Source organism: Phormidesmis priestleyi BC1401 (genome assembly GCF_001650195.1).
In the GTDB taxonomy this organism is placed as follows: Bacteria; Cyanobacteriota; Cyanobacteriia; order Leptolyngbyales; family Leptolyngbyaceae; genus Phormidesmis_A; species Phormidesmis_A priestleyi_B.
Genome location: NZ_LXYR01000020.1, coordinates 1 through 19880 on the forward strand (window position 1 = coordinate 1; position 19880 = coordinate 19880).

The window sequence follows — 19880 nt, forward strand, 5'->3', positions numbered from 1 at the left end:
CATCAACGGTTAATTCCTGTTCGATGGCATTGCAGAAGGATGAAATAGTCTGAATCCAAAAAGCCCTTCACGTCTGTGGAGGGCTTTTTGTAGGTGTATCTGCGGTTGTGAGACAGTCGAGCAATAAAGGTTCTAAGAGAAACTTAGACTTTTTGCGGAACACGATCGTAGACTGCAAGAAAGCCTCTATCTCATATCTACAGTCATGACGCTAACGCAGGTTTGGGGGTCTCTCATAATCTTTATAGTCTGCCCGATCGTGGGAGGACTCCCTCTGATCGATTGGATGACTTATGGAATGACTAGGAAGCGGTTAAAGAATCTTGGCACTGGAAATGTGAGTGTCTCAGCTGCTTTCTATCACGGTGGGCGATTGGTCGGAATTCTAGCTGTTCTCTCGGAGGCGCTGAAGGGAATTGCAGCCGTTTTGTTGGCTCGTGCCTTTTTTCCTGATAATGCTGAATGGGAGATTATTGCGCTGATTGCGCTCGTATTTGGTCGTTATTGGATAAGTATAGGGGCGGGAACAACGAATGTTGTTTGGGGCTATGCAGTGCATGATCCGCTCTCTGCTCTGCTGGTTTTTTTGATTGGTGGCATTGGCTTTACGATTCTTCGAGAACGTACTCAAGGTCGAGTTGGCATTCTGATTTTGTTCCCTTTGGTGACAGCGCTGCGTCATTCTCAAGATTCGGCACTGATTGTCATGACGATCGCGCTAGGGTGCCTCTTAGGATGGGTTTACAAAAAGCTTCCAGATGACTTAGAGATGAGAGCTGAAACTGCACAAAAAAATTCACAATCTATGTTTAGGTTTTTTCGGGGCGATCGAGCGCTCATCTCTCTTGACCAACCACTGTCACCTCAGAAGGCAGGAGAAAAAGCGGCAACCCTGTCTGATTTGAAGCGATTGGGCTATCCTGTCCCGGAGGGTTGGGTTTTATTTCCGGGTGATGATCCTGCGCCGTTGATCGAATTCCTTCAGCCGTCTGAAGCAGAGCCTTTAGCTGTGAGATCGTCGGCGATCGGCGAAGATTCTGAGTCAGCTTCGGCAGCCGGACAATATCAAACCATTTTGGGGATCACGCGGCGGGAAGAATTGTTGCCTGCGATTTCGAGATGTTTAGAGTCTTATCATCAAGCGTCGGCAGTTCAGTATCGGCGCGATCGCGGGCTGCCAGATACTTCAATGGTGGTGCTGATTCAAAAGCAGATTCGAGGCGCGTTTTCGGGAGTTGCGTTTAGTCGCGATCCGATTTCTAGACAGAGCAGCACGGTTGTGATTGAAGCACTCCCAGGTGATGCGGCATCTGTGGTATCGGGGCAGGTGACCCCAGAGGCTTATGAAGTCCAAGTATCTGATTCTTTAGCCTCTAATTGGGTTTTGTCAGACGATCAGGTTCTAGAGGTGAATGGATTGGGGGATACTCCACCTCGATTGGTGCAACAGATTGCGTTTCTGGCACGTCGTCTTGAAAATGAATATCACGGCGTTCCTCAAGATGTGGAGTGGACTTATGATGGTCAGACTTTATGGGTGTTGCAGTCTCGACCGATTACAACGCTAGTGCCGATCTGGACGCGCAAGATTGCGGCTGAAGTGATTCCTGGATTGATTCGTCCGCTTACGTGGTCAATTAACCGCCCGTTAGCGTGTGGCGTTTGGGGGAAGATTTTCACGATCGTGCTGGGCGATCGCGCTCAAGGACTCGATTTCAACCAAACCGCCACGCTGCATTATTCTCGCGCCTATTTTAATGCCTCACTGTTGGGTCAGCTTTTTCGACGGATGGGGTTGCCTGCTGAAAGTTTAGAGTTTCTCACAAGAGGGGCAGCGTTTAGTAAGCCTCCAATCGGGTCAACGCTTCGCAACCTGCCAGGATTACTGCGATTAGTGGGTCAAGAATTGCAGCTTGAGAAAAATTTTCGTCGAGACGATCGACGCAAGTTTGCTCCATTTCTAAAGCAAGCCTCGGTGCAGCCTGCTGTTGAGCTATCTGCTTCTCACCTCCTAGAACGAATTAATTTAATCCTCGAACTACTAGAAGTGGCGACCTTTTATAGTATTTTTGCTCCGTTGAGTGCGGCATTGCGAAAGGCAATTTTAAAAGTCGATGATGGACAAATCGATAACGGAGATACGCCAGAGGTAGCAGCATTGCGATCGCTGCAAGCATTAGCAGTTTTAGCCCGTGAGAATTTACTGAGTAATAAATGGATCAATCCAGCAGAGACAGAATCTCTGAGCAGCTTGAACCTATTTAAAATGCTAGATAGAACGGTGGAGAGTCGAGATATTCTCGATCGGTTTAACCAAATCTTAAATCGTTACGGCTATCTAAGTGAAGTGGGGACGGACATTGCAGTGCCCACTTGGAGAGAAGACCCGCACCCGGTTCAAGAGTTGTTTGCCCAATTTTGTTTGAATCCGCCTCCCAAACCAAGCTCAGTTCGATCGAAGGCTGGATTAGTGCAGCGTCGGTTTAGCCTGAAAGGACGAGTGACAGAAGTTTATAGTCGGTTGTTGGCAGAGTTGCGATGGAGCTTTGTCGCATTAGAAGCTGACTGGCTCAAGTCGGCAATATTGACTGAACCGGGCGATATCTTCTTTCTAGAGTTAGCAGAAGTCCGGCAAGCCGTGAATCTTGATCAAACCATCCTTGATCAGATTCCTCAAATTATTGCTCAACGTCGATCGAGCTTGCAAAAAGATGGTCAGCTTGAGTCGGTTTCCACGATCGTTTATGGCGATGATCCCCCTATTCCCGTTTTAGAAAACTGGCAGTCTTCGCAGCAACTGCAAGGAATTGGAGCCAGCATTGGACAGGTTGAAGGACGCATTAAAGTGCTGCGATCGCTTTCTAATGTGGGAGAGATCGATCGAGAAACCATTCTCGTTGTGCCTTATACAGATTCTGGATGGGCACCGTTGTTAGCCAGAGCAGGTGGATTGATCGCAGAAGTCGGAGGTCGGTTGTCGCATGGTGCGATCGTGGCTCGTGAATATCGCATTCCTGCGGTGATGGATGTCCAGAATGCGACCAATATTCTGCGAGATGGTCAGCTTGTCCGTATCGATGGTCAGAGGGGAACAGTGGAAATTTTAGGTCAGGAATAAAGGCAAAATTAATCGGTTGTATCCGTGACACTCTCGCGATCTAGTTTGCGGACGATCATCAAAAAATCACGCATCACAGTGTCTAAATTTCGCTCACTGAGCACCGGGACGTGAACAAACAGACAAACACGGGACTGCGTTTTTTGAAGGTGCGACAAGACGGAGTAGTAAAGGTGATTGCACACAAAATTTCCGGCATCGTGGCTGATCTGAGTCGCGATCGTGCCTTCAATCAGAGCAGCCAAATCGATCGAAGTGTGCAACACACTGCGCTGAAATTTGCCGTTTGACTCCACGGTTAAGACTTGCCGACTCTCAGCCATTCCGCAGCAGATAGTCACATCTGGTTGAAGACGGTCGATCGTAGAAATCACTTCTTTGGGAGCCGTTTGAAAATCGACCCGGATTTTTCTTAAGAAATGACACGGTTGAGCGATTAGATCCCTTTGAGAAATCTCGGTTAATAAATCGTCTGAGGAATTAGAGCGTTGGTGAGGCTGCCAGGGGTCAAACGAAGTCAATAACAGCATTCTGCTATGGTCAAACAATTTATTAAAACTTCACAAGAGACATTCACGATCGTACCGGAGCTTTATCTGAATTGAGTGATGTTTGAAACATAGCATTTCCGAATTTACTCATGTTCAAGATACTCATTGGCTCTGCTCTCTCGATCGCATCTATTTCTCTGCTCACGTTGCCTGCTGCTGCTGCCACTAACCCAGATTATGGGTGCTATATACAGACTGGCTCAAGACAAATTGTTGATCTCACTCGATCGGTCTGTGGGTTTAACGCTGTCCAAGCTGCAAAAGACGCTAAAAAAGATCCGCCTATCTCTCGGCAGTTAGAACGCTCTTGAGGCAGGATTATGGCGGAAACACCTCACTCACAAATTTAGTCAAGACGAACCCAGAGTTACTAACAGCCGCCGCCAGAGACTATTGTCAAGCCCGACAAAATGGAAAGTCTGACGAAGAAATCATGGAGACCACTTATCGAGAGACGATGGAATCTCCAAGAATGGCTGACTCAAACCCTACAACCCGGCAGGAAGCTGAACAACTTCAGAGACAAATGGAAGCTAAACTCGTTCCCACCCAACTTGCCTTGTCACTAGCTTCAAAACATTACTGCCCCAATTTGAATAACCAAGCGAGTCAATAATCGGCTGAATTTCCAGCCCTTTCCTCAACAAAGTGTTTTATGCCGAGTCCCGTTTCACCTTGCACTGTGTAGTAGGCTTAGAAACGGGAACTTCGGTATTGTATGACTCCTTCGCCAGCGTTTAGTAAAGCGTCCCGTCGCAAAAATCTTTGGTTTGAGCGGCTGATGGCAACGATCGCCGCCGCCAATCTCGGTCTCGTCGCCTTCGACCTGACCTACGTGCAGTGGCGAGACTTTTGGTTTCGTCGAGCGCCCATTGTCACCCAGTGGGTTGACCCCGTAAAAGGCATCGAACGCCATCGTGAAACAGATCAATATTTGCAAACGGTTGATGACTTAAAGCGAGACCTTCAGCAAGGAGGATTGCAAAACCCGCAGGTGGAGCAACGGCTACAGGAGTTGCGAGATCGCAGCACCGACATGATCCAAACCAACCCATTTGCAGGAGCGAACAAGAGCGGCGCACTAGAGAAAATCAAAAATCGAATGCGAGAGCAGATTTTTGGGCAACGTCGCAATGAATCGGCTCGTCAAGCATTCAGTCAGTTTTGGAGTGTTAACTACCTTCAGCAGAAGGGCGTTGACCGCGAACTGCAATTCTTCGATCGCGAGATTCGTCCCTTAATCGCCGTTAATTATTATCGCTCGATCGGAGAGAATGGCGAATTCACCGACTGGTTTTGGCTGGTCGATCTGCCGTTTGTTGCCCTCTTTGGGCTGGAGTTTTTAGCCCGAACCTTCTATCTCAGCCGCAAATATAAAAGTTTGAGCTGGTTCGATGCGATGCTCTGGCGCTGGTATGACGTATTTTTGCTACTACCCTTTTGGCGGTTGCTGCGAGTCATTTCCGTTGCGCTGCGGTTAGAACAAGCGAGATTTATCAGTTGGGAACGGATTCGTGCCCAGGCGAGTCAAGGATTGATTTCCAACATTTCAGAAGAACTTGCAGAAGTTGTCGTCGTGCAGGTCATCGATCGAGTGCAGGCATCGATCGATCGAGGAGAACTCTCGCGATGGTTGACTCAAACCGCGTCTCGTCCTTATGTTGACCTCAATCAGCGTGACGAAATTCAAGAACTCACGAGCCACCTGATGAAGTTAACCGTTTATAAAGTGCTTCCTAAAATCAAGCCTGATCTAGAAGCGCTGTTGCGGCACAATGTTGAGGCAATTCTCAATCAATCTCCCGCTTACCAGGGGCTAAAAGCAATGCCTCTAATCGGCGATTTACCCCGACAAATCAATGAGCGACTGGTAAGCGATGTGACCGAAGGAGCCTATAGCGCGATCGTGGCAGCATTAGAAGATAAAGCAGGGGCAGAATTGATCAACAAATTGGTCAAAAACTTCGGGCAGGCATTAACGAGTGAGATGGGAGATCAGCGATCGCTTCAGGAAGTGCAATCACTGATCACTGATTTGTTAGAAGAAGTGAAGGTGAACTATGTGCGTCGCTGGTCAAGCGAAGACATTGAAGGAGTTTTAGAAGAAGCGCGGCAGATTCGACGAATTGATAAGCGGTAAATCGGTTTTAGAGGACACTTTACTCAAATTCTAAAGAAACTAATACTAGGGAAAATTCAAGGGTATTGTAAATGCACTGACTGATTACACTATCTGGACAAAGGCATGAGTGACGCTGAATCTGGCATTCGTCTGTTTGGGAAAACGGTTCCGCTTTATGTGCAAATTTTAGTTGCGCTGATTTTAGCGATCGTCGTCGGCGTTCTCTTCGGGGGCTGGAAACCCTGACCCAAATAACAAAGCCATCATCAATAATCTGGCGGTTCCCTGTGACTTGATTCTCAAAGCGCTCCGTGCCTTGGCGACTCCGCTGATTTTGATGGCAGTGCTGCACACGTTTATGACAGCAAATATCCCTGGTCGATCGGGGCGCAAATTAACGGTTTTATTGTTGACGAATACAACGGTGGCGATCGTCATTGGCTTGCTCGTTGCTAACGTCATCCGACCCGGAACCTGGGGACAAATTAACAAACCTGCCGGAGAAATCGCGGGCGGTGTGACGGTTGATCCCTGGTCACTCGTGCAGACTAGCGTTCCAGATGCGGTGCTGAAGCCATTAGTTGATAACAATGTAATTCAGCTCATTGTGATTGCGCTGACCTTTGGCATTGCCCTTCGCGCCCTTAAATCAGAACAGACCAAACAAGGTAAATCTGACTACAAGCCGTTAGAGCAAGTGATCACGTTTTTATATGAGGCGATTATTCATGTGCTCACTTGGGTGATTGTTTTGATTCCGTTAGCGGTGTTTGGCATCGTGGCAAGAACGATCGCGCTCGAAGGGTTTGCACCATTTAAGTCTCTTGGAGCGTTTATTTTAGCAGTGTTGCTGGCTCTGTTTTTGCAAGCCTGCTATTATCTAACTCGCGTCAAACTTGGCTCGTGGGTCAGCCCTGCGAGATTTTTATCGGGCGGCTCTGATGCGTTCTTCACGGCTTTTTCGACTTCTTCCTCAACCGTGACAATGCCCATCACCTTCGAGGCGCTGCAAACCAAAGTAGGATTGCGAGAGTCGTCTGCATCGCTAGGCGCATTAGTGGGCAGTAACTTTAACAATGATGGCACCGCCCTTTATGAGGCGATGGCAGCTTTGTTTATTGCTCAGGTGATCGGACAAAATCTGCCCTTTCCTCAGCAAATTATCGTCATTTTGACCTCGATTTTTGCGTCCGTTGGCGCAGCCGGAATTCCCAATGCGGGACTGGTTACGATGACGCTGGTGTTTTCGTCAGTAGGCTTGCCCACTCAGTATATTGCGATTTTGGTAACGGTCGATTGGTTTCTCGATCGCTGTCGCACCGCCATTAACGTGATGGGCGACATGACCGTAAGCTGTCTGCTCGATGGCAAACAGCCCAAATCAGCGATCGAACCTGCTCTCGAAGAAGCTTTGGCGATCGAAGGGGACTGAATAGCCTCTAAATTCACACTGGAGTAGCAAACCGGATTTTGAGATAGTCGTCCTCCATCTTTGCCCCGGCTGGATTTAAAGCCGCCAACGCTTGAGGCAACACCAAATTACGACGGTGATTTCCAATTCTGACGTTTAACTCGTCGCCCGTTTTGCTGAGTTCAACCTGACTTTTCTCAATGCCAGGTAGATAGATTTCGAGGCTGTATTGCCCCTGATCTTGCACGACTCGCAGCGTTGTTTCTTTGTAGTAAACCTGCGCCGGATCTTCATTGTTGGGGTAAAGCGTTTCTTTTAAGCGATCGAGCGCCTCTAACCCACACATCTCTTCCGAATAAAGCGGCACTTCCTTGACAGGTAAAGGCGCAAAGTTGTCGTGGATCTCTTGACGATATTGCGCCTGATTTTCTTTCCAGCGTTTGAAGAATGGATCGGTCACTGATTCAGGAATGATTCGATTCGCGATAATTAAATCTGTCGAAACGTTGTACAAACTCAAGTAAGCGTGAGCACGCAGCGATTCTTTAATCACCATCTTTTCAGGGTTTGTGACGAGCCGCACCGAGGTTTGCGTATTGTCAATCAAGACTTTTTGCAGCGCTTCAATTTGCTCATAAAACTCAAACGGCGCATCCATCACCTCTCTGTTGGGCAGAGAGAAGCCTGCGATCGGTCTAAAGATCGGCTCCACTAAGGGACGCAACACCACCGAAATGTTTTGAAACGGCTTGTAAAATTTTCGCATATACCAGCCGCCCACTTCGGGCAAACTCAGAAGCCTTAATGCCGTTCCAGTCGGGGCAGAATCGATAATCAATACGTCAAACGTGCCTTCGTCATAATGGCGCTTCATTCGCACCAATCCAAAAATCTCGTCCATGCCAGGGAGAATCGCCAACTCCTCTGCCTGAATGCCGTCTAGCCCTCGCGCTTGCAACACCTGGGTAATGTAGCGCTTCACCGCACCCCAATTACCCTCTAGCTCCATCAGGGCATCAAGCTCGGCACCCCACAGATTGGGGCGGACTAATTTCGGCTCGTGACCTAACTCTAGATCAAAGCTGTCTGCCAATGAGTGAGCAGGATCGGTACTCAGGACAAGGGTTCGATAACCAAGCTCGGCACAGCGAAGCCCAGTTGCGGCAGCTACAGAAGTTTTGCCAACGCCGCCTTTCCCGGTCATTAAAATTACACGCATGGTCGATCGGAGTCCTTGCCTGAGAATTGTTTACATTCTTTTACCTGACTTCATTCTCCCATAGGAATCGGGCTTTAGGGATAAAGCGATCTCTACCGAAAGTGTTGTTTCAACACATCTAATCGAGAACAGTTCCAGTAATCGATGTGTGACACGATTAAATTTTCTGCGTTGATGGTCAACTCACTCCAACCGCTAATCGAGATGCGAGGCTTCCAGGGTAAAGGCGTGTTCCAACTCAATGTCCAATCTGTCCGGATTAGATCACCGTTGCGTTGAATGTCATGTAAATCCATCTTGACGTTGAGAAACCAAGTTTTGATGAAGCCGATCGTAGCTTGATAGCGATCGCGTCCTCGAAACTCATTCATCGGATCTTTGAAATAAACGTCTTCAGCGTAAAGGGTGTAGGTTTGGTTTTCTGGGAAGCATTCATAGTCTTTTTGAAGCGTTTGTAAAAGATTTAGAGAATTCATCTTTAATAAATCCAAGTAAATGAAAGTTCGTAATAATAGTTAATATTATAAAATTTGTACCGAACGACGCTATGCCCAATCGGTATTTCTATTTCGACTTACCCGTTTTGACTGATTTTGTCCAAATCACTGACCAGCATAATTTTGTCTCGGTTCCTGATGACTGGCTGATTGTGATTACTGATATTGTCGGCTCGACTCACGCGATCGAGCAAGGTCGCTATAAAGATGTCAATTTGCTGGGTGCCTGCTCGATCGTATCCGTTCTCAATGTTGCAGGTGCGATTGATGTTCCGTTTGTGTTTGGGGGCGATGGGGCTGCGCTGCTGATTCCGCCCACGCTGCTAGAGGAGACTACCCGATCGCTGCGCTCCATTCAAACTCTTGCAAAAGACGAATTTGCTCTCAGCCTGCGAGTGGGCATCGTTCCGGTGGGAGTAGCAACTCAGGCGGGGCATCCTGTCGATATTGCCAAACTAAAGATTTCAGAAAACTATAGTCAGGCAGTCTTTATGGGAGGCGGATTGACCTACGCCACTAATTTAGTCAAAGATCCGGCGACGGCACCTTTCTATAGGCTGAATTTGATGGAAGCCAGTTCTCCAGCAAACTTTTTGGGCTTAGAGTGTCGCTGGCAAGATATTCCCAGTCGCTATGGAGAAACAGTCAGTTTGTTAGTGTTGGCAACCCAAAACGACCAGTATCGAGACGTAATCGAACAGATTCAACTGATTTATGGAGCAGGCGATCGCCACAATCCCATCACGCGCGATCGGCTCTCTTTGTCCTTCAACCCCAACAAGCTGATCAAAGAAACCAAACTCCGTGCCCCAACCAGTCATTGGTTCAGCAAACTCACCTATCTGGTCAAAATCCAGCTTGAGAATCTACTCGGCTGGATGTTGATGACCTTTAAACTCAACCTCGGTGGCACCGATTGGGGTCAATATCAAGATGTGGTGGTCGCAGCGACCGACTATCGAAAATTTGATGACATGCTGCGAATGGTGATCGCCGGAGATGCCCTTCAGCGGGAAAAACTCACCGCCTATCTGGAGAAGAAATATCAATCGGGCAACCTCGTTTACGGACTGCACGTCAGCGATCGGGCACTGCTAACGTGTCTAGTGTTCGATCGCAATGGACGACAAGTGCATTTCGTCGATGGTGCCGATGGAGGCTATACGCTGGCAGCCAAAGAAATGAAATCTCGAATGCAGAAGTCTTTAAATTCAAAGAATAGATTCTAGAATCGTGTTCACACCTTCCGCTAAAACTCGCCCTCGCAGAAACGTGCCTTAAGCTAGAAGTAGTCACTATTCGAATTTATACCGCGATCAGTCGAACGCTTGACAGCAGGCGGTCTGCTGTAGCCAAAACCGTTTTTAGACAGACAACTTACAACTCAAAATGACATCCATTGCCCCGACGATTGCTCCTCTAAGCTGGTCAGAACTCGAAGCCCTCACAGATTTTCAAGTCGAACCTGTCAATGGACTCACCAATGCTCAAGCCCGCTTGCGTCTATTCGGTCAAACTGAAGCCGATGTGCGGGTGACGCTCTATCGTGACAACCACGCCTGGTGTCCCTACTGTCAAAAAATCTGGCTGTGGCTAGAGGAAAAGCAAATTCCTTACCGCATCGAGAAAGTGACCATGTTCTGCTACGGGGAGAAAGAAAGCTGGTACAAGCGTAAAGTGCCATCTGGGATGCTTCCGGCGATCGAGTTAGACGGTCATATCATCACCGAAAGCGATGATATTTTGCTCGCCCTGGAACGCGCTTTTGGTGTCTTGGGTGCAGGCATGGACGATCGCACGGTGCTTCCCTTGCGACGACTAGAGCGGCTGCTCTTTCGATCTTGGTGCGCTTGGCTGTGCCGTCAGGCAGGCTCGTCTCGGCAAGAGCAGCGTAACCGCGATCAGTTCACAAGCGTAGTAGCTCAGGTCGAGGAGGCTCTCGATCTCACTCCAGGTCCTTACTTCCTTGAGGAGTTTGGCACCGCTGATGTTATCTTTACGCCCTACGTTGAGCGCATGAATGCCAGCCTTTACTACTACAAGGGCTACTCTTTGCGAGAAGAAAACCCGCGCTTGTCAGACTGGTTTGCGGCGATGGAAAGCCGACCCACTTATCGGGGCACCCAGAGCGATTTCCACACCCACGTGCATGATTTGCCTCCGCAGATGGGAGGCTGCTGGGAAAACGGTGAACCTCAGGCACGACTTAACCAGGCACGAGTGGATCATGGTCCTTGGGATGGGTTGCCCGATGTGACGTACCTAGAACCTGAAACCTCTCGTGCTGAAGCGCTCTCCCGCGTGCTTAAGCACCGAGACAATATCATTCGAGTTAACCCTGCTGAAGACACATTAGTGGATGTGGCTTTGCGGTGTGCTTTAACCAACTTGATGACGAGCCAAGTTTGTCCACCCCCGCCGGGGTCTGATGCGGCTCTACGATATTTGCGCGATCGCATTAATGTGCCCCGCGATATGTCTATCTATGCTGCTAAACGGCTTCGAGAAGCTCTAGAGACAACGGCGGCATTGGCAGGCGATCGCCAAGGTCCGCCCATTCCCGTTCAGCATCGACGGGATCAAGACCCGGCTGATTTTGCCAGAATTAGTAGCTTTGGCTCTAAAGGTTAGTCGTAGGATTGTCTGGGCTAGAGGTCGGCAAGTCGGCAATGGGTTCTGAGAGTAGCTCTTTGACGACTAGGGGAGTGTGCATTGTGGCTTCATCAGGCAACAGGGAAGGCAAAATTTGGTTGACACGCAGACCCAAAACTGAGAAAGCTTGAGGAATTTGTTCTACAGCAAACGGCTCAGTCGCTGCAAATGCTTGTTCACTTGTCAGCAGCACTCGAATCACGCTGAGCGGCACTTGCAGAAATAAATTGCTGGCGAGAAACGCGATCGCTGCCACTACTAACCCTAATCCTCGCAGCCCCAGAGCGAACGGAGTCACTTCAGCCGCGATCGGAGCCACGTAATAGATCTGACGCAACATTACTAGCAGCAGCAAGGTACCTAGCCCAATCCAGATCGGACTGCGACGAGTCTTGAAGAGCGTCAAGATTCGCCGTTGGTCATCGGTTAATTGGGCAGGTTTGAGAGCAATGGCAACCAAGCTGAAGATATAGAAAGGCTTTTGCCACTGCATCCAGACGATCGGAGCGATGCCAACTGCTGCAATCAGCCCCAACTCTAACCAGACAGGCAATAAAGGATCGCCGACTGCCAACCCCAATAGGCAAACTAGCAAACACAGAGGAAGGGCTGCCAAACCCGCTGCATGAACCCAAAGGTAAGGATCAGACCAGAAAGCACGCATAACTTACACTCACGTTAAACCAATGACTCATTTTAAGGGGTGCACGGTAGGGTGTGAGCTATGGAGAAGAGAGGTTGTCAGACTATTTGCTGACTTCCTGGCGCTGTTGCTTAAGAGCTTGTAGCTGATGCAGCAAAGATGCTGTTTCGGCGTGGAGATTGAGAAACTTTGTTTGCTGATCAGCTTGATAGAGTGCTTTCATCTTTTTGAGCGATCGCGCCCACTCACGATCGGAGACGCTAGAAGGGTCTTGGCGATGCTCACACACGGCGGTGTTACTAAATTGACTGTTTGAATTCGTCGTGGTCATAATGTGTTAGGAATTTGTACTTACTCACACCGAGGGCTATCTTAACCTAAACTTTATACAAGTTTTTACGAAGTGCTTCATTTTGATCGACTGGCAGAGAGTTTTCTAAGTTCCTTTGAACACGACACTCTAACCCTCTGTAGTAGACTAAGATCTAAACCTGTCGCATTCAAAGATTCAACCCTGTGACCTTAAGTCTGCCCATTCAAGATGATCTCCTCTCTGAAACGATGCCCAAAGTTCAGAACTGGCGTGGCTTGATTGAGGGCTATCGGCGCTATCTGCCCGTGACCGATAAAACTCCTGTGATCACGCTGCATGAAGGCAATACGCCCTTAATTCCGGCACCTGCGATCGCGGCTCAAATGGGTCGGCAGGTGAAAGTGTTTGTGAAATATGACGGTCTCAACCCGACAGGCAGCTTTAAAGATCGCGGCATGACGATGGCGATTTCTAAAGCCAAAGAAGCGGGGGCAGAAGCGGTGATTTGCGCCAGCACGGGCAACACCTCGGCGGCGGCGGCTGCCTATGCTCGTCGCGGCGGAATGCGGGCGTTTGTACTGATCCCCGATGGCTATGTGGCGCTGGGCAAGCTGGCTCAGGCGCTGCTCTATGGGGCAGAAGTGTTGGCGATTCAAGGCAACTTCGACCAAGCTTTAGAAATTGTGCGCGAGATGTCGCAAAACTATCCTGTGACGTTAGTTAATTCGCTCAACCCCTATCGCCTTGAGGGTCAAAAAACGGCTGCGTTTGAAGTGGTTGATGTGTTGGGCGACGCACCCGATTGGCTGTGCATCCCGGTTGGCAACGCGGGGAACATCAGCGCCTATTGGATGGGATTCTGCCAATATCATCAAGAAGGACGCTCTACCAAACTCCCGAAGATGATGGGCTTTCAGGCAGCAGGGGCGGCTCCTCTAGTGAGTGGGCATATCTTCAGCCATCCTGAAACTCTGGCAACCGCTATTCGGATCGGCAACCCTGCCAACTGGCAAAAAGCGATCGCGGTTCAAGATTCGAGCAAGGGTGAATTTAATGCGGTCACCGACGAAGAGATTCTGGATGCATATCGTCTCTTAGCGTCTGGAGAAGGAATCTTTTGCGAACCTGCCAGCGCTGCCTCTGTCGCCGGACTGCTCAAGGTGAAGGATCAAGTACCGTTTGGGGCAACGGTGGTTTGCGTCCTGACAGGAAACGGGCTGAAAGACCCTGACACCGCCATCAAGCATAGCCAAAATCAATTTCAACAGGGCATTGCACCAAAGTTAGATGCAGTCGCGACAGCGATGGGATTTTAGTCGCCCTTTTGTTCTCGTACTTTTGTCAGCAAATCTACCGTATCGCCTAATGCGGTGGTAAGGTTTTTGCGAGTTTGGGCGTGGTCGGCTTGTTCATCTTTGAGATTTTGAGCCAGTCGATCGTGCTCGGTCCACAGGTCAAGCAATCTGGCTTTGAGTTCATCAACGGTGGTCAGGGTCTCGATCGAGCGATCGAGGGTGAATTGAGCGACCAATCCGTCTGATGAGCCTTTAGGAAGGCTTTGAAGTTGGGCAATTTCAGCTTTGAGAGCGTCGATCGTTTGTCGGGTCAACACGGCTTCGGTACGTCGCTGCTGCGCCTCTGTCTCATAGAGTTTCCGCCAATTGTCAGCGCTGGCGTTTGCGGCTTCCTGTGCCTCTTGGGCGACCTGTAGTTTTTGTTTGAGGTCTTTAATCTCGTTTAGCCACTGCACAACCTGGTCAGCCATTTTTCTCGCCTCTGTTGAATTTAAATGCGGTTCAAAGATAGTCCTTTCAGACTTTATTTCCAGCCTTTTTTTGCCTGCTCTAGCACGTAAGCGGATACATCTTGAATTTGAGCTTGGCTGAGACGATCTTTGTAGGCAGACATATTATTTTTGCCATTGGTGACGAGTTGCGCGATCGCAGCCTCAGTTGCATAACCATTTTTCTGGAGTGCCTTTAGGGTCAGCGTTTTGTTGCGTCGGACAATATTGCCGCCCTGAGCGTGACACCCCGCACACTGAACCGTGAATACACTAACACCGTTGCCCAAGTCGGCGGCAAAGACAGGCTGGATCAGGGAGCTTGTCCAGAACACGATCGCGCTCAGTCCAATCATCAATAATCTTTGGATCATACTATTTGACTTAAAAGTAGTGGTGTTCTCGATCGTGACACATCTTTCAGCCCCTACCAATTCTCTTGTTGAAAGACGGTGGCACAATATTGAGAGTGATTAACCGTTGAAGGAGCAATTGCGGTGCTAGTAAAAGTGGGTGTGGGGGTCGTTTGTTTTACGATCGCGTTCGTTTTGGCAAGCTTGGTCGAATATTGGCTGCATCGTTTGATGCATGTCTCGCCAAAAGTGGGGAAGCAACATCGTGATCACCATCGCCGCAATGAGGCGCAGGGCGTGCTGTGGGAGTTTCGTGACTATGTGAGAGGGACGCTCATCGTCTTATGTCTAATGTTTTTCCACTCATTCCCGGCGGGCATCGGCTGGTTTTTAGGCGGGTTTGTCTATGCGGCGTTTTCTTCTTATGCTCATCAGCTACAGCACGAAAACCCGACTAAGTGCTTTTGGATGAAGATGCCCGTTCACTATGTGCATCACAAATATGGGATGTGGAATCATAACTTTGGACTCGCCGTAGACTGGTGGGATCATGTGTTTGGCACCTATAAACTCGTGGATTGGTTAACCGATGAAGAACTCGGTCAACCTGAAAAAAACTATTGGCAACTGCGCTGGTTTTGAGCTGAGGATCGTGGATTAAATAACCTGTAAGACTTGTGAGCGTCTTCTGCCCTCCTCACAAAGTGGGGCAAGCCCTCGCCAACCCTTCTCCCCAAGGAGAAGAGAGTCAGAGTCTTGTTCCCTCTCCCCAAGGAGAGGGCTAGGGTGAGGGTGAGAAGTTGCACCTTGATAAGTCCACGTTCATCAGCATCCTATGAGCGCAAATTTGCTGCCAATTCCAAAAACTTTCGATCGCTCCCTTCACTCCTAAATTTCTCTGTGCTATCGTTCCAAAATCCCATTAGAGAAGGACAGGGAGAAGCGATATGAGCTACTTCCAGGAAGCAAAGGCGCACTTTGTCGCCTCGCATCAAAACCCGATCAATCAAGCGTTACATCACTTAACAAACGCGTTGGCGATCGCAGCGATCGTCTATTTGTTTTACGACTGGCGAATAACGCTCGTTTGTCTAGTGCTCACCCAGATATTTGCTTTGGGTGGACACGCCTTTTTCGAGAAAAACGAACCTGCCTTTGTCAAATACCCCGGCATTACGATTCTGGCTTCTCTCTCTTGGTCATTTGAGCATTGGTTTGGGTTACGTCAGCTTTGGCACTATTTTAGGCACAAGGCAAGCGCATAGTTAAGGTTCAACTCTCAGCCCGAACTCATAGTCCTTTTATACTACGGAGAATTTCATGTATCAAGACTTGCTAGTCATCGACGCAGACGCTCACAAAATTGAGAATCCCCTCGTGATTCGTGACTATATTGAGCCACAGTATCGCGATCGCGTTGGTCTGATCGTCGATAACTTGGGCGATCAGCGGATGCGAGTCATCGACTTTAACCCCGCAACGGGCAAGAACGACTTAGAACGGCTCTATCCTCAACCGCAAGGTTTAGGAAAAGGAGGCTTTCGGAATCTTCACCCAGAAACCACGCTAGGAGCCATGTTTAACCAGGTTCGGTTAGAACACATGGATCGAGAAGGCGTGGACATTCAAGTGGTTTACGGCACCTGGAATTTGAGCTACTCCTCGATTCTGGACAAAGATATGGCGATCGCCCTCTGTCGTGCTTACAACAACTACATGGCGGAAGACTGTCGCGGCTATGGCAATCGCATTAAGCCGATCGGAGTTTTGCCGATGCAAGATGTCAACGAAGCTGTCAAGGAGATGCACCGTTGCGTCAACGAGCTTGGCATGATCGGCGTGGCGATCGCACCCAATATCGCGATTCCGCACCCGAAAGCGCCCGATGCGTTTCCAGAAATTCGCACCTGCAAAACCCTCAGCCATCCTGATTTTGAGCCAATTTTGCAAGCAGCAGTCGATTTGAATGTCTCGATCGGCATTCACGGTGGACCGGGTTCTTATATGGTCGGCGGCATCGCAGATCACATGGAAACATTTGTGCTCAGTCACATTTTTGTGCAGCGCAATCAACAGCAAATGGCACTGGCTCGCATGGTCTTTGATGGCGTATTTGAGCGGTTCCCCACTCTGCGAGTCGGCTTCCTTGAAGGAGGCTGTGGCTGGCTGCCTGACCTTGCCCACGCCTTCCATGAGCACTGGGAGAAGCGCATTCGTGACTTTGATCCCAAAACTCCCTATCGCCCCGCGTTGATGGAATTTACCAAGCTGATGATTCAGGAACGGGGCGTTCACAACAACAGCAACATCATCAGTCAGGCAAAAAATCTGTTTGATTTGATGTGGAATAAGCAGCACGACCCAGCGCAAATCGATGACTCTAGCCTATACGAGCACTACGATCTGCGTCACCGCGACCCGATGGAATATTTTGGACGCGGACAGATCTTCACCTCCTTTGAATCGGATGATCCCGCCCCGGCTTATCTGCCCCTGGCGATGGGCGAAATGGGCAAACATCTCACCTGTTTCTCTGGCGATTATGGTCACTGGGACGGCGTTCTCAAAGATTGCGTCAAGTCTGCCGCCGACGTAGCAGACTACGATCGCGATCATCTCAGCCTGCTCCTCAATGGAAATGCGCTGGCGTTATATGGCGATCGTTTACGTCAATCAATGCCAGAACATCTATCAACCGCAGCGCTGGTCGGTACTAGAGGCTAGACGCATTGATTTGCATCGCCTTTATTGAGGGCACAGCAGTGCCCTCAACCCACTACGCCGACGAGGGCTAAACGGAGCCGAAGCCCAATCCAACGCACAGACACTCCATAAACTGTCCTTAGTCAGGAACGGGTGGCACGCAAGGGCGGTCATGTTACATAGACTAGAGAAATGTAACCTGTAGATGTGTCCAGAATTACCCTTCCGTCTCCCCTCTTGCCAATGGCATCGATCGCCCGCAAAAATCTCTTTGAAGACATTCCTCGGTTTATCGTCGCTCAGGCAGGCATCGTGTTTGCTGTGAGTTTGGTGACGATTCAAGTCGGCATTCTGAAAGGATTCACTCGATCAACGGCGCTTTTAATTGATCAATCCAGTGCCGATCTGTGGGTTGCCTCCAAAGAAATGGTGCATCTGGAGTTGACCTCTCCGATCGCGGCTGAGAAAGTCGTTCAGGCTCAAAAAGTTCCTGGGGTTGAACGAGCCGAAGCATTGATGATCCGATCGAGCGTTTGGCGCAGCGATTCGGGACTCATTACTCCAGTCAGAATTTTTGGCTTTGATCCCGACAGTCGCCTGTTTGCTGGGTGGGCTGTCTCCCAGGGCAAACTGAGTGCAGCAAAACAGCCATTTAGCGTTTTGGTCGATCGCTCCAGTCTAAAAAATTTGGGGCAAACGCAACTGGGCGAGCAAGGTAAAATCGGGACGCTTCCCGCTCGGATTGTAGGGCTATCTCAAGATACGCAGTCGATCGTGTCTAGCATCTTTATCTTCACCTCGCTAGAAAATGCCAATGCCTACGCCACCGCAGGCTTAAACACGTCAGTGAGCTGCACTCGGCAAACCAAAGGCGATCTCACCTGCACTAATAATTTCGAGAATGCTCCTCTAGATGGGGTGGCTGCACCCCTTACAACTCCTCGCAGTCTCAGCATTTCTGATCCCATCTCCTATGTGTTGGTTCGCGCTAAAGCGGGGCAAGATTTGCAGCAGCTAAAACAACGCTTAGAAGCTGCCCTCCCCAACACGCGGGTCTACACTCAAGCAGAAATCGCCGACCAAACCCGCGTCTATTGGTCAGACCGAACGGGAGTCGGATTTATTCTCAGCTTGGGGGCAACCGTAGGATTTGTAGTAGGCATGGTGATTGTCGGTCAAATTCTCTACTCATCCGTGACTGACCACGTACGCGAGTTTGGAACTCTTAAAGCGATGGGCGCGTCAAATTGGGTTATATACAGCGTGATTTTAGAGCAAGCAATGTGGATGGCACTTTTAGGATACATCCCTAGTATGGCGTTCTGTCTGGGGCTTGGAGCTTGGACCCAAACCGCTAAGGGCATCATGATCCTAATTACTCCCGCTACAGCAGGGGGGGTTTTTATGTTGACGGTCGTTATGTGCGTAGGATCTGCTCTTTTTGCGGTGCAGAAAGTTACACGCGTCGATCCGGCTATCGTTTTCAAAGCTTAATGAACGCTGTAATATTTCTTAACAACTACGAGATGAGCCGTCTACGATCGTTAAAGTTCCATTCTTTCCCTAACAGAAACTCAAGCAGTCTAGGTAGACTAGATATATAAGCGAGAATTCTGACAAACTTCTGGATCTCATCTCTTCAGTGCTGTATCTATCTCTCAGAAGTCAAGCTTGTGAACTGCTCCCCACACGCTGCTGTCTAAAAATCCTTTAATTCAATAGATTAACGAATGACTGCTACCCAAATCGATTTATTGCAAAGTGCCGGGAGTGCTTCTCAAGCCAATCTCTCTATCAGTGCTGAGAGAACAGAGGTCAACGCGATCGTGGCTCGTGGCATAGAAATGATCTATCAATCTGGAGCCGAGCGGTTTCGGGCATTAAAAAACATCGACTTAGATGTCAAGCGTGGAGACATTCAGCTTTTAATGGGTCCGTCTGGCTCTGGCAAAACGACGTTACTCTCCATTTTGGCAGGCATTCTCACCCCCACCGCAGGGAGTGTAAGCTTGTTAGGAGAAGAAATCTTTAAGCTATCTGGCTCAAAATTGGCGCATTTTCGGCTCCAAAATATTGGCTTTATCTTTCAGGGATTTAATCTATTTCCGGCGTTGACCGCCATAGAAAATGTTGAAGTCGCCCTCAATCTCAAAGGCATTCGCAAAGGGGCAGCTCGCCAACAGGCGCTAGGCTTGTTAGACCAAGTAGGTCTGTCACAGCAAGCAAAACGGCACCCTCAAGATCTTTCAGGAGGGCAAAAGCAGCGAGTTGCGATCGCTCGTGCCCTAGCTGGAAATCCGCGTTTAATTATGGCAGACGAACCCACTGCCGCCCTTGACTCTCATAATGGTCACGCGGTCATTGAGCTACTGCGAAATTTAGCTAAAGAAAAAGGGCGCACGGTTTTAATCGTCACGCATGATCCTCGAATTATTGATGTGGCTGATAGTGTGGCTTATCTAGAAGATGGAGTCTTGAAGGCGGGCGCGCACCGCTAGCGAAGAGACTTACAAAA

Annotated in this window: 21 protein-coding genes; 14 read left to right on the forward strand and 7 right to left on the reverse strand. The window is 49.2% G+C overall.

Annotation, left to right across the window (positions count from 1 at the left end; genetic code table 11):
* Window positions 1–205: 205 nt before the first annotated feature.
* Window positions 206–3118, forward strand: coding sequence for a glycerol-3-phosphate acyltransferase (locus A8707_RS12455; protein ID WP_068817447.1), 2913 nt, complete (start codon window positions 206–208; stop codon window positions 3116–3118).
* A gap of 8 nt (window positions 3119–3126) precedes the next feature.
* Here the strand turns inward: A8707_RS12455 and A8707_RS12460 are convergent, their stop codons facing one another.
* A complete protein-coding gene (locus A8707_RS12460) occupies window positions 3127–3648 on the reverse strand; it encodes a pyroglutamyl-peptidase I family protein (RefSeq protein ID WP_068817450.1) in 522 nt (173 codons plus the stop codon).
* Between the two features lie 110 nt (window positions 3649–3758).
* Between A8707_RS12460 and A8707_RS12465 the strand changes: the two genes are divergently transcribed.
* From A8707_RS12465 to A8707_RS12480, 5 genes are all read left to right on the forward strand, one after another.
* A complete protein-coding gene (locus A8707_RS12465) occupies window positions 3759–3980 on the forward strand; it encodes a hypothetical protein (RefSeq protein WP_068817452.1) in 222 nt (73 codons plus the stop codon).
* Window positions 3977–4285, forward strand: a complete 309-nt coding sequence (locus A8707_RS12470) for a hypothetical protein (protein ID WP_068817454.1) — start codon at window positions 3977–3979, stop codon at window positions 4283–4285. The genes A8707_RS12465 and A8707_RS12470 overlap by 4 nt, the downstream gene beginning before the upstream one ends.
* 102 nt (window positions 4286–4387) lie before the next feature.
* Complete coding sequence (locus A8707_RS12475) at window positions 4388–5809, forward strand: hypothetical protein (RefSeq protein ID WP_068817456.1); 1422 nt, start codon at window positions 4388–4390, stop codon at window positions 5807–5809.
* A 105-nt stretch (window positions 5810–5914) separates the two neighbouring features.
* A complete protein-coding gene (locus A8707_RS30225) occupies window positions 5915–6037 on the forward strand; it encodes a hypothetical protein (protein ID WP_269452715.1) in 123 nt (40 codons plus the stop codon).
* 19 nt (window positions 6038–6056) lie between these two features.
* Entirely contained in the window at window positions 6057–7223 is a 1167-nt protein-coding gene (locus A8707_RS12480) for a dicarboxylate/amino acid:cation symporter (protein WP_269452720.1), read from the forward strand.
* A gap of 13 nt (window positions 7224–7236) precedes the next feature.
* Here A8707_RS12480 and A8707_RS12485 read toward each other — a convergent pair whose 3' ends face one another.
* Window positions 7237–8421, reverse strand: a complete 1185-nt coding sequence (locus A8707_RS12485; RefSeq protein WP_068817458.1) for a TRC40/GET3/ArsA family transport-energizing ATPase — start codon at window positions 8419–8421, stop codon at window positions 7237–7239.
* A gap of 92 nt (window positions 8422–8513) precedes the next feature.
* Window positions 8514–8897: a DUF2358 domain-containing protein gene (locus A8707_RS12490; RefSeq protein WP_068817460.1), complete on the reverse strand. Its 384-nt coding sequence runs from the start codon at window positions 8895–8897 to the stop codon at window positions 8514–8516.
* 71 nt (window positions 8898–8968) lie between these two features.
* Here A8707_RS12490 and A8707_RS12495 point away from each other — a divergent pair, with 71 nt between their 5' ends.
* Window positions 8969–10147 carry a DUF3095 domain-containing protein gene (locus A8707_RS12495; RefSeq protein WP_068817462.1) on the forward strand — a complete coding sequence of 393 codons (1179 nt, stop codon included), beginning with the start codon at window positions 8969–8971 and terminating at the stop codon, window positions 10145–10147.
* A gap of 160 nt (window positions 10148–10307) precedes the next feature.
* Window positions 10308–11549 carry a glutathione S-transferase family protein gene (locus A8707_RS12500; protein ID WP_068817464.1) on the forward strand — a complete coding sequence of 414 codons (1242 nt, stop codon included), beginning with the start codon at window positions 10308–10310 and terminating at the stop codon, window positions 11547–11549.
* On the opposite strand, the gene A8707_RS12505 is transcribed toward A8707_RS12500, so the two are convergent.
* On the reverse strand, window positions 11539–12234 hold the full coding sequence (locus A8707_RS12505; protein ID WP_068817466.1) for a low-complexity tail membrane protein: 696 nt from the start codon (window positions 12232–12234) through the stop codon (window positions 11539–11541). The genes A8707_RS12500 and A8707_RS12505 overlap by 11 nt on opposite strands.
* Window positions 12235–12316: 82 nt before the next feature.
* The gene (locus tag A8707_RS12510) at window positions 12317–12544 is read right to left on the reverse strand and encodes a hypothetical protein (protein ID WP_068817468.1); all 228 of its coding nucleotides are present in this window, start codon (window positions 12542–12544) and stop codon (window positions 12317–12319) included.
* Between the two features lie 185 nt (window positions 12545–12729).
* Between A8707_RS12510 and thrC the strand changes: the two genes are divergently transcribed.
* A complete protein-coding gene (gene thrC / locus A8707_RS12515) occupies window positions 12730–13842 on the forward strand; it encodes a threonine synthase (RefSeq protein WP_462686390.1) in 1113 nt (370 codons plus the stop codon).
* Here thrC and A8707_RS12520 read toward each other — a convergent pair.
* Window positions 13839–14291, reverse strand: coding sequence for a hypothetical protein (locus A8707_RS12520; RefSeq protein ID WP_068817470.1), 453 nt, complete (start codon window positions 14289–14291; stop codon window positions 13839–13841). The genes thrC and A8707_RS12520 overlap by 4 nt on opposite strands.
* Window positions 14292–14344: 53 nt before the next feature.
* Complete coding sequence (locus A8707_RS12525) at window positions 14345–14683, reverse strand: c-type cytochrome (RefSeq protein WP_068817472.1); 339 nt, start codon at window positions 14681–14683, stop codon at window positions 14345–14347.
* Between the two features lie 123 nt (window positions 14684–14806).
* On the opposite strand from A8707_RS12525, the gene A8707_RS12530 reads away from it, so the two are divergent.
* The 5 genes from A8707_RS12530 (at window position 14807) to A8707_RS12550 (ending at window position 19863) form a co-directional block, all read left to right on the forward strand.
* Window positions 14807–15304, forward strand: a complete 498-nt coding sequence (locus tag A8707_RS12530) for a sterol desaturase family protein (protein WP_068817474.1) — start codon at window positions 14807–14809, stop codon at window positions 15302–15304.
* A gap of 305 nt (window positions 15305–15609) precedes the next feature.
* On the forward strand, window positions 15610–15927 hold the full coding sequence (locus A8707_RS12535) for an Mpo1-like protein (protein ID WP_068817476.1): 318 nt from the start codon (window positions 15610–15612) through the stop codon (window positions 15925–15927).
* A gap of 55 nt (window positions 15928–15982) precedes the next feature.
* Window positions 15983–17386: an amidohydrolase family protein gene (locus A8707_RS12540; protein WP_068817478.1), complete on the forward strand. Its 1404-nt coding sequence runs from the start codon at window positions 15983–15985 to the stop codon at window positions 17384–17386.
* Window positions 17387–17572: 186 nt separating this feature from the next.
* Window positions 17573–18859 carry an FtsX-like permease family protein gene (locus tag A8707_RS12545; RefSeq protein ID WP_231948041.1) on the forward strand — a complete coding sequence of 429 codons (1287 nt, stop codon included), beginning with the start codon at window positions 17573–17575 and terminating at the stop codon, window positions 18857–18859.
* A gap of 236 nt (window positions 18860–19095) precedes the next feature.
* The gene (locus A8707_RS12550; protein WP_068817481.1) at window positions 19096–19863 is read left to right on the forward strand and encodes an ABC transporter ATP-binding protein; all 768 of its coding nucleotides are present in this window, start codon (window positions 19096–19098) and stop codon (window positions 19861–19863) included.
* The last annotated feature ends 17 nt before the right edge of the window (window positions 19864–19880 follow it).

What these genes read in the sequence shown, in the direction of transcription:
- A8707_RS12455 (WP_068817447.1), top strand. Translation starts at nt 206, where the DNA reads ATGACGCTAACGCAGGTTTGGGGGTCTCTCATAATCTTTATAGTCTGC.
- A8707_RS12460 (WP_068817450.1), bottom strand. Translation starts at nt 3,648, where the DNA reads ATGCTGTTATTGACTTCGTTTGACCCCTGGCAGCCTCACCAACGCTCT.
- A8707_RS12465 (WP_068817452.1), top strand. Translation starts at nt 3,759, where the DNA reads ATGTTCAAGATACTCATTGGCTCTGCTCTCTCGATCGCATCTATTTCT.
- A8707_RS12475 (WP_068817456.1), top strand. Translation starts at nt 4,388, where the DNA reads ATGACTCCTTCGCCAGCGTTTAGTAAAGCGTCCCGTCGCAAAAATCTT.
- A8707_RS30225 (WP_269452715.1), top strand. Translation starts at nt 5,915, where the DNA reads ATGAGTGACGCTGAATCTGGCATTCGTCTGTTTGGGAAAACGGTTCCG.
- A8707_RS12485 (WP_068817458.1), bottom strand. Translation starts at nt 8,421, where the DNA reads ATGCGTGTAATTTTAATGACCGGGAAAGGCGGCGTTGGCAAAACTTCT.
- A8707_RS12490 (WP_068817460.1), bottom strand. Translation starts at nt 8,897, where the DNA reads ATGAATTCTCTAAATCTTTTACAAACGCTTCAAAAAGACTATGAATGC.
- A8707_RS12495 (WP_068817462.1), top strand. Translation starts at nt 8,969, where the DNA reads ATGCCCAATCGGTATTTCTATTTCGACTTACCCGTTTTGACTGATTTT.
- A8707_RS12500 (WP_068817464.1), top strand. Translation starts at nt 10,308, where the DNA reads ATGACATCCATTGCCCCGACGATTGCTCCTCTAAGCTGGTCAGAACTC.
- A8707_RS12505 (WP_068817466.1), bottom strand. Translation starts at nt 12,234, where the DNA reads ATGCGTGCTTTCTGGTCTGATCCTTACCTTTGGGTTCATGCAGCGGGT.
- A8707_RS12510 (WP_068817468.1), bottom strand. Translation starts at nt 12,544, where the DNA reads ATGACCACGACGAATTCAAACAGTCAATTTAGTAACACCGCCGTGTGT.
- A8707_RS12520 (WP_068817470.1), bottom strand. Translation starts at nt 14,291, where the DNA reads ATGGCTGACCAGGTTGTGCAGTGGCTAAACGAGATTAAAGACCTCAAA.
- A8707_RS12525 (WP_068817472.1), bottom strand. Translation starts at nt 14,683, where the DNA reads ATGATCCAAAGATTATTGATGATTGGACTGAGCGCGATCGTGTTCTGG.
- A8707_RS12535 (WP_068817476.1), top strand. Translation starts at nt 15,610, where the DNA reads ATGAGCTACTTCCAGGAAGCAAAGGCGCACTTTGTCGCCTCGCATCAA.
- A8707_RS12540 (WP_068817478.1), top strand. Translation starts at nt 15,983, where the DNA reads ATGTATCAAGACTTGCTAGTCATCGACGCAGACGCTCACAAAATTGAG.
- A8707_RS12550 (WP_068817481.1), top strand. Translation starts at nt 19,096, where the DNA reads ATGACTGCTACCCAAATCGATTTATTGCAAAGTGCCGGGAGTGCTTCT.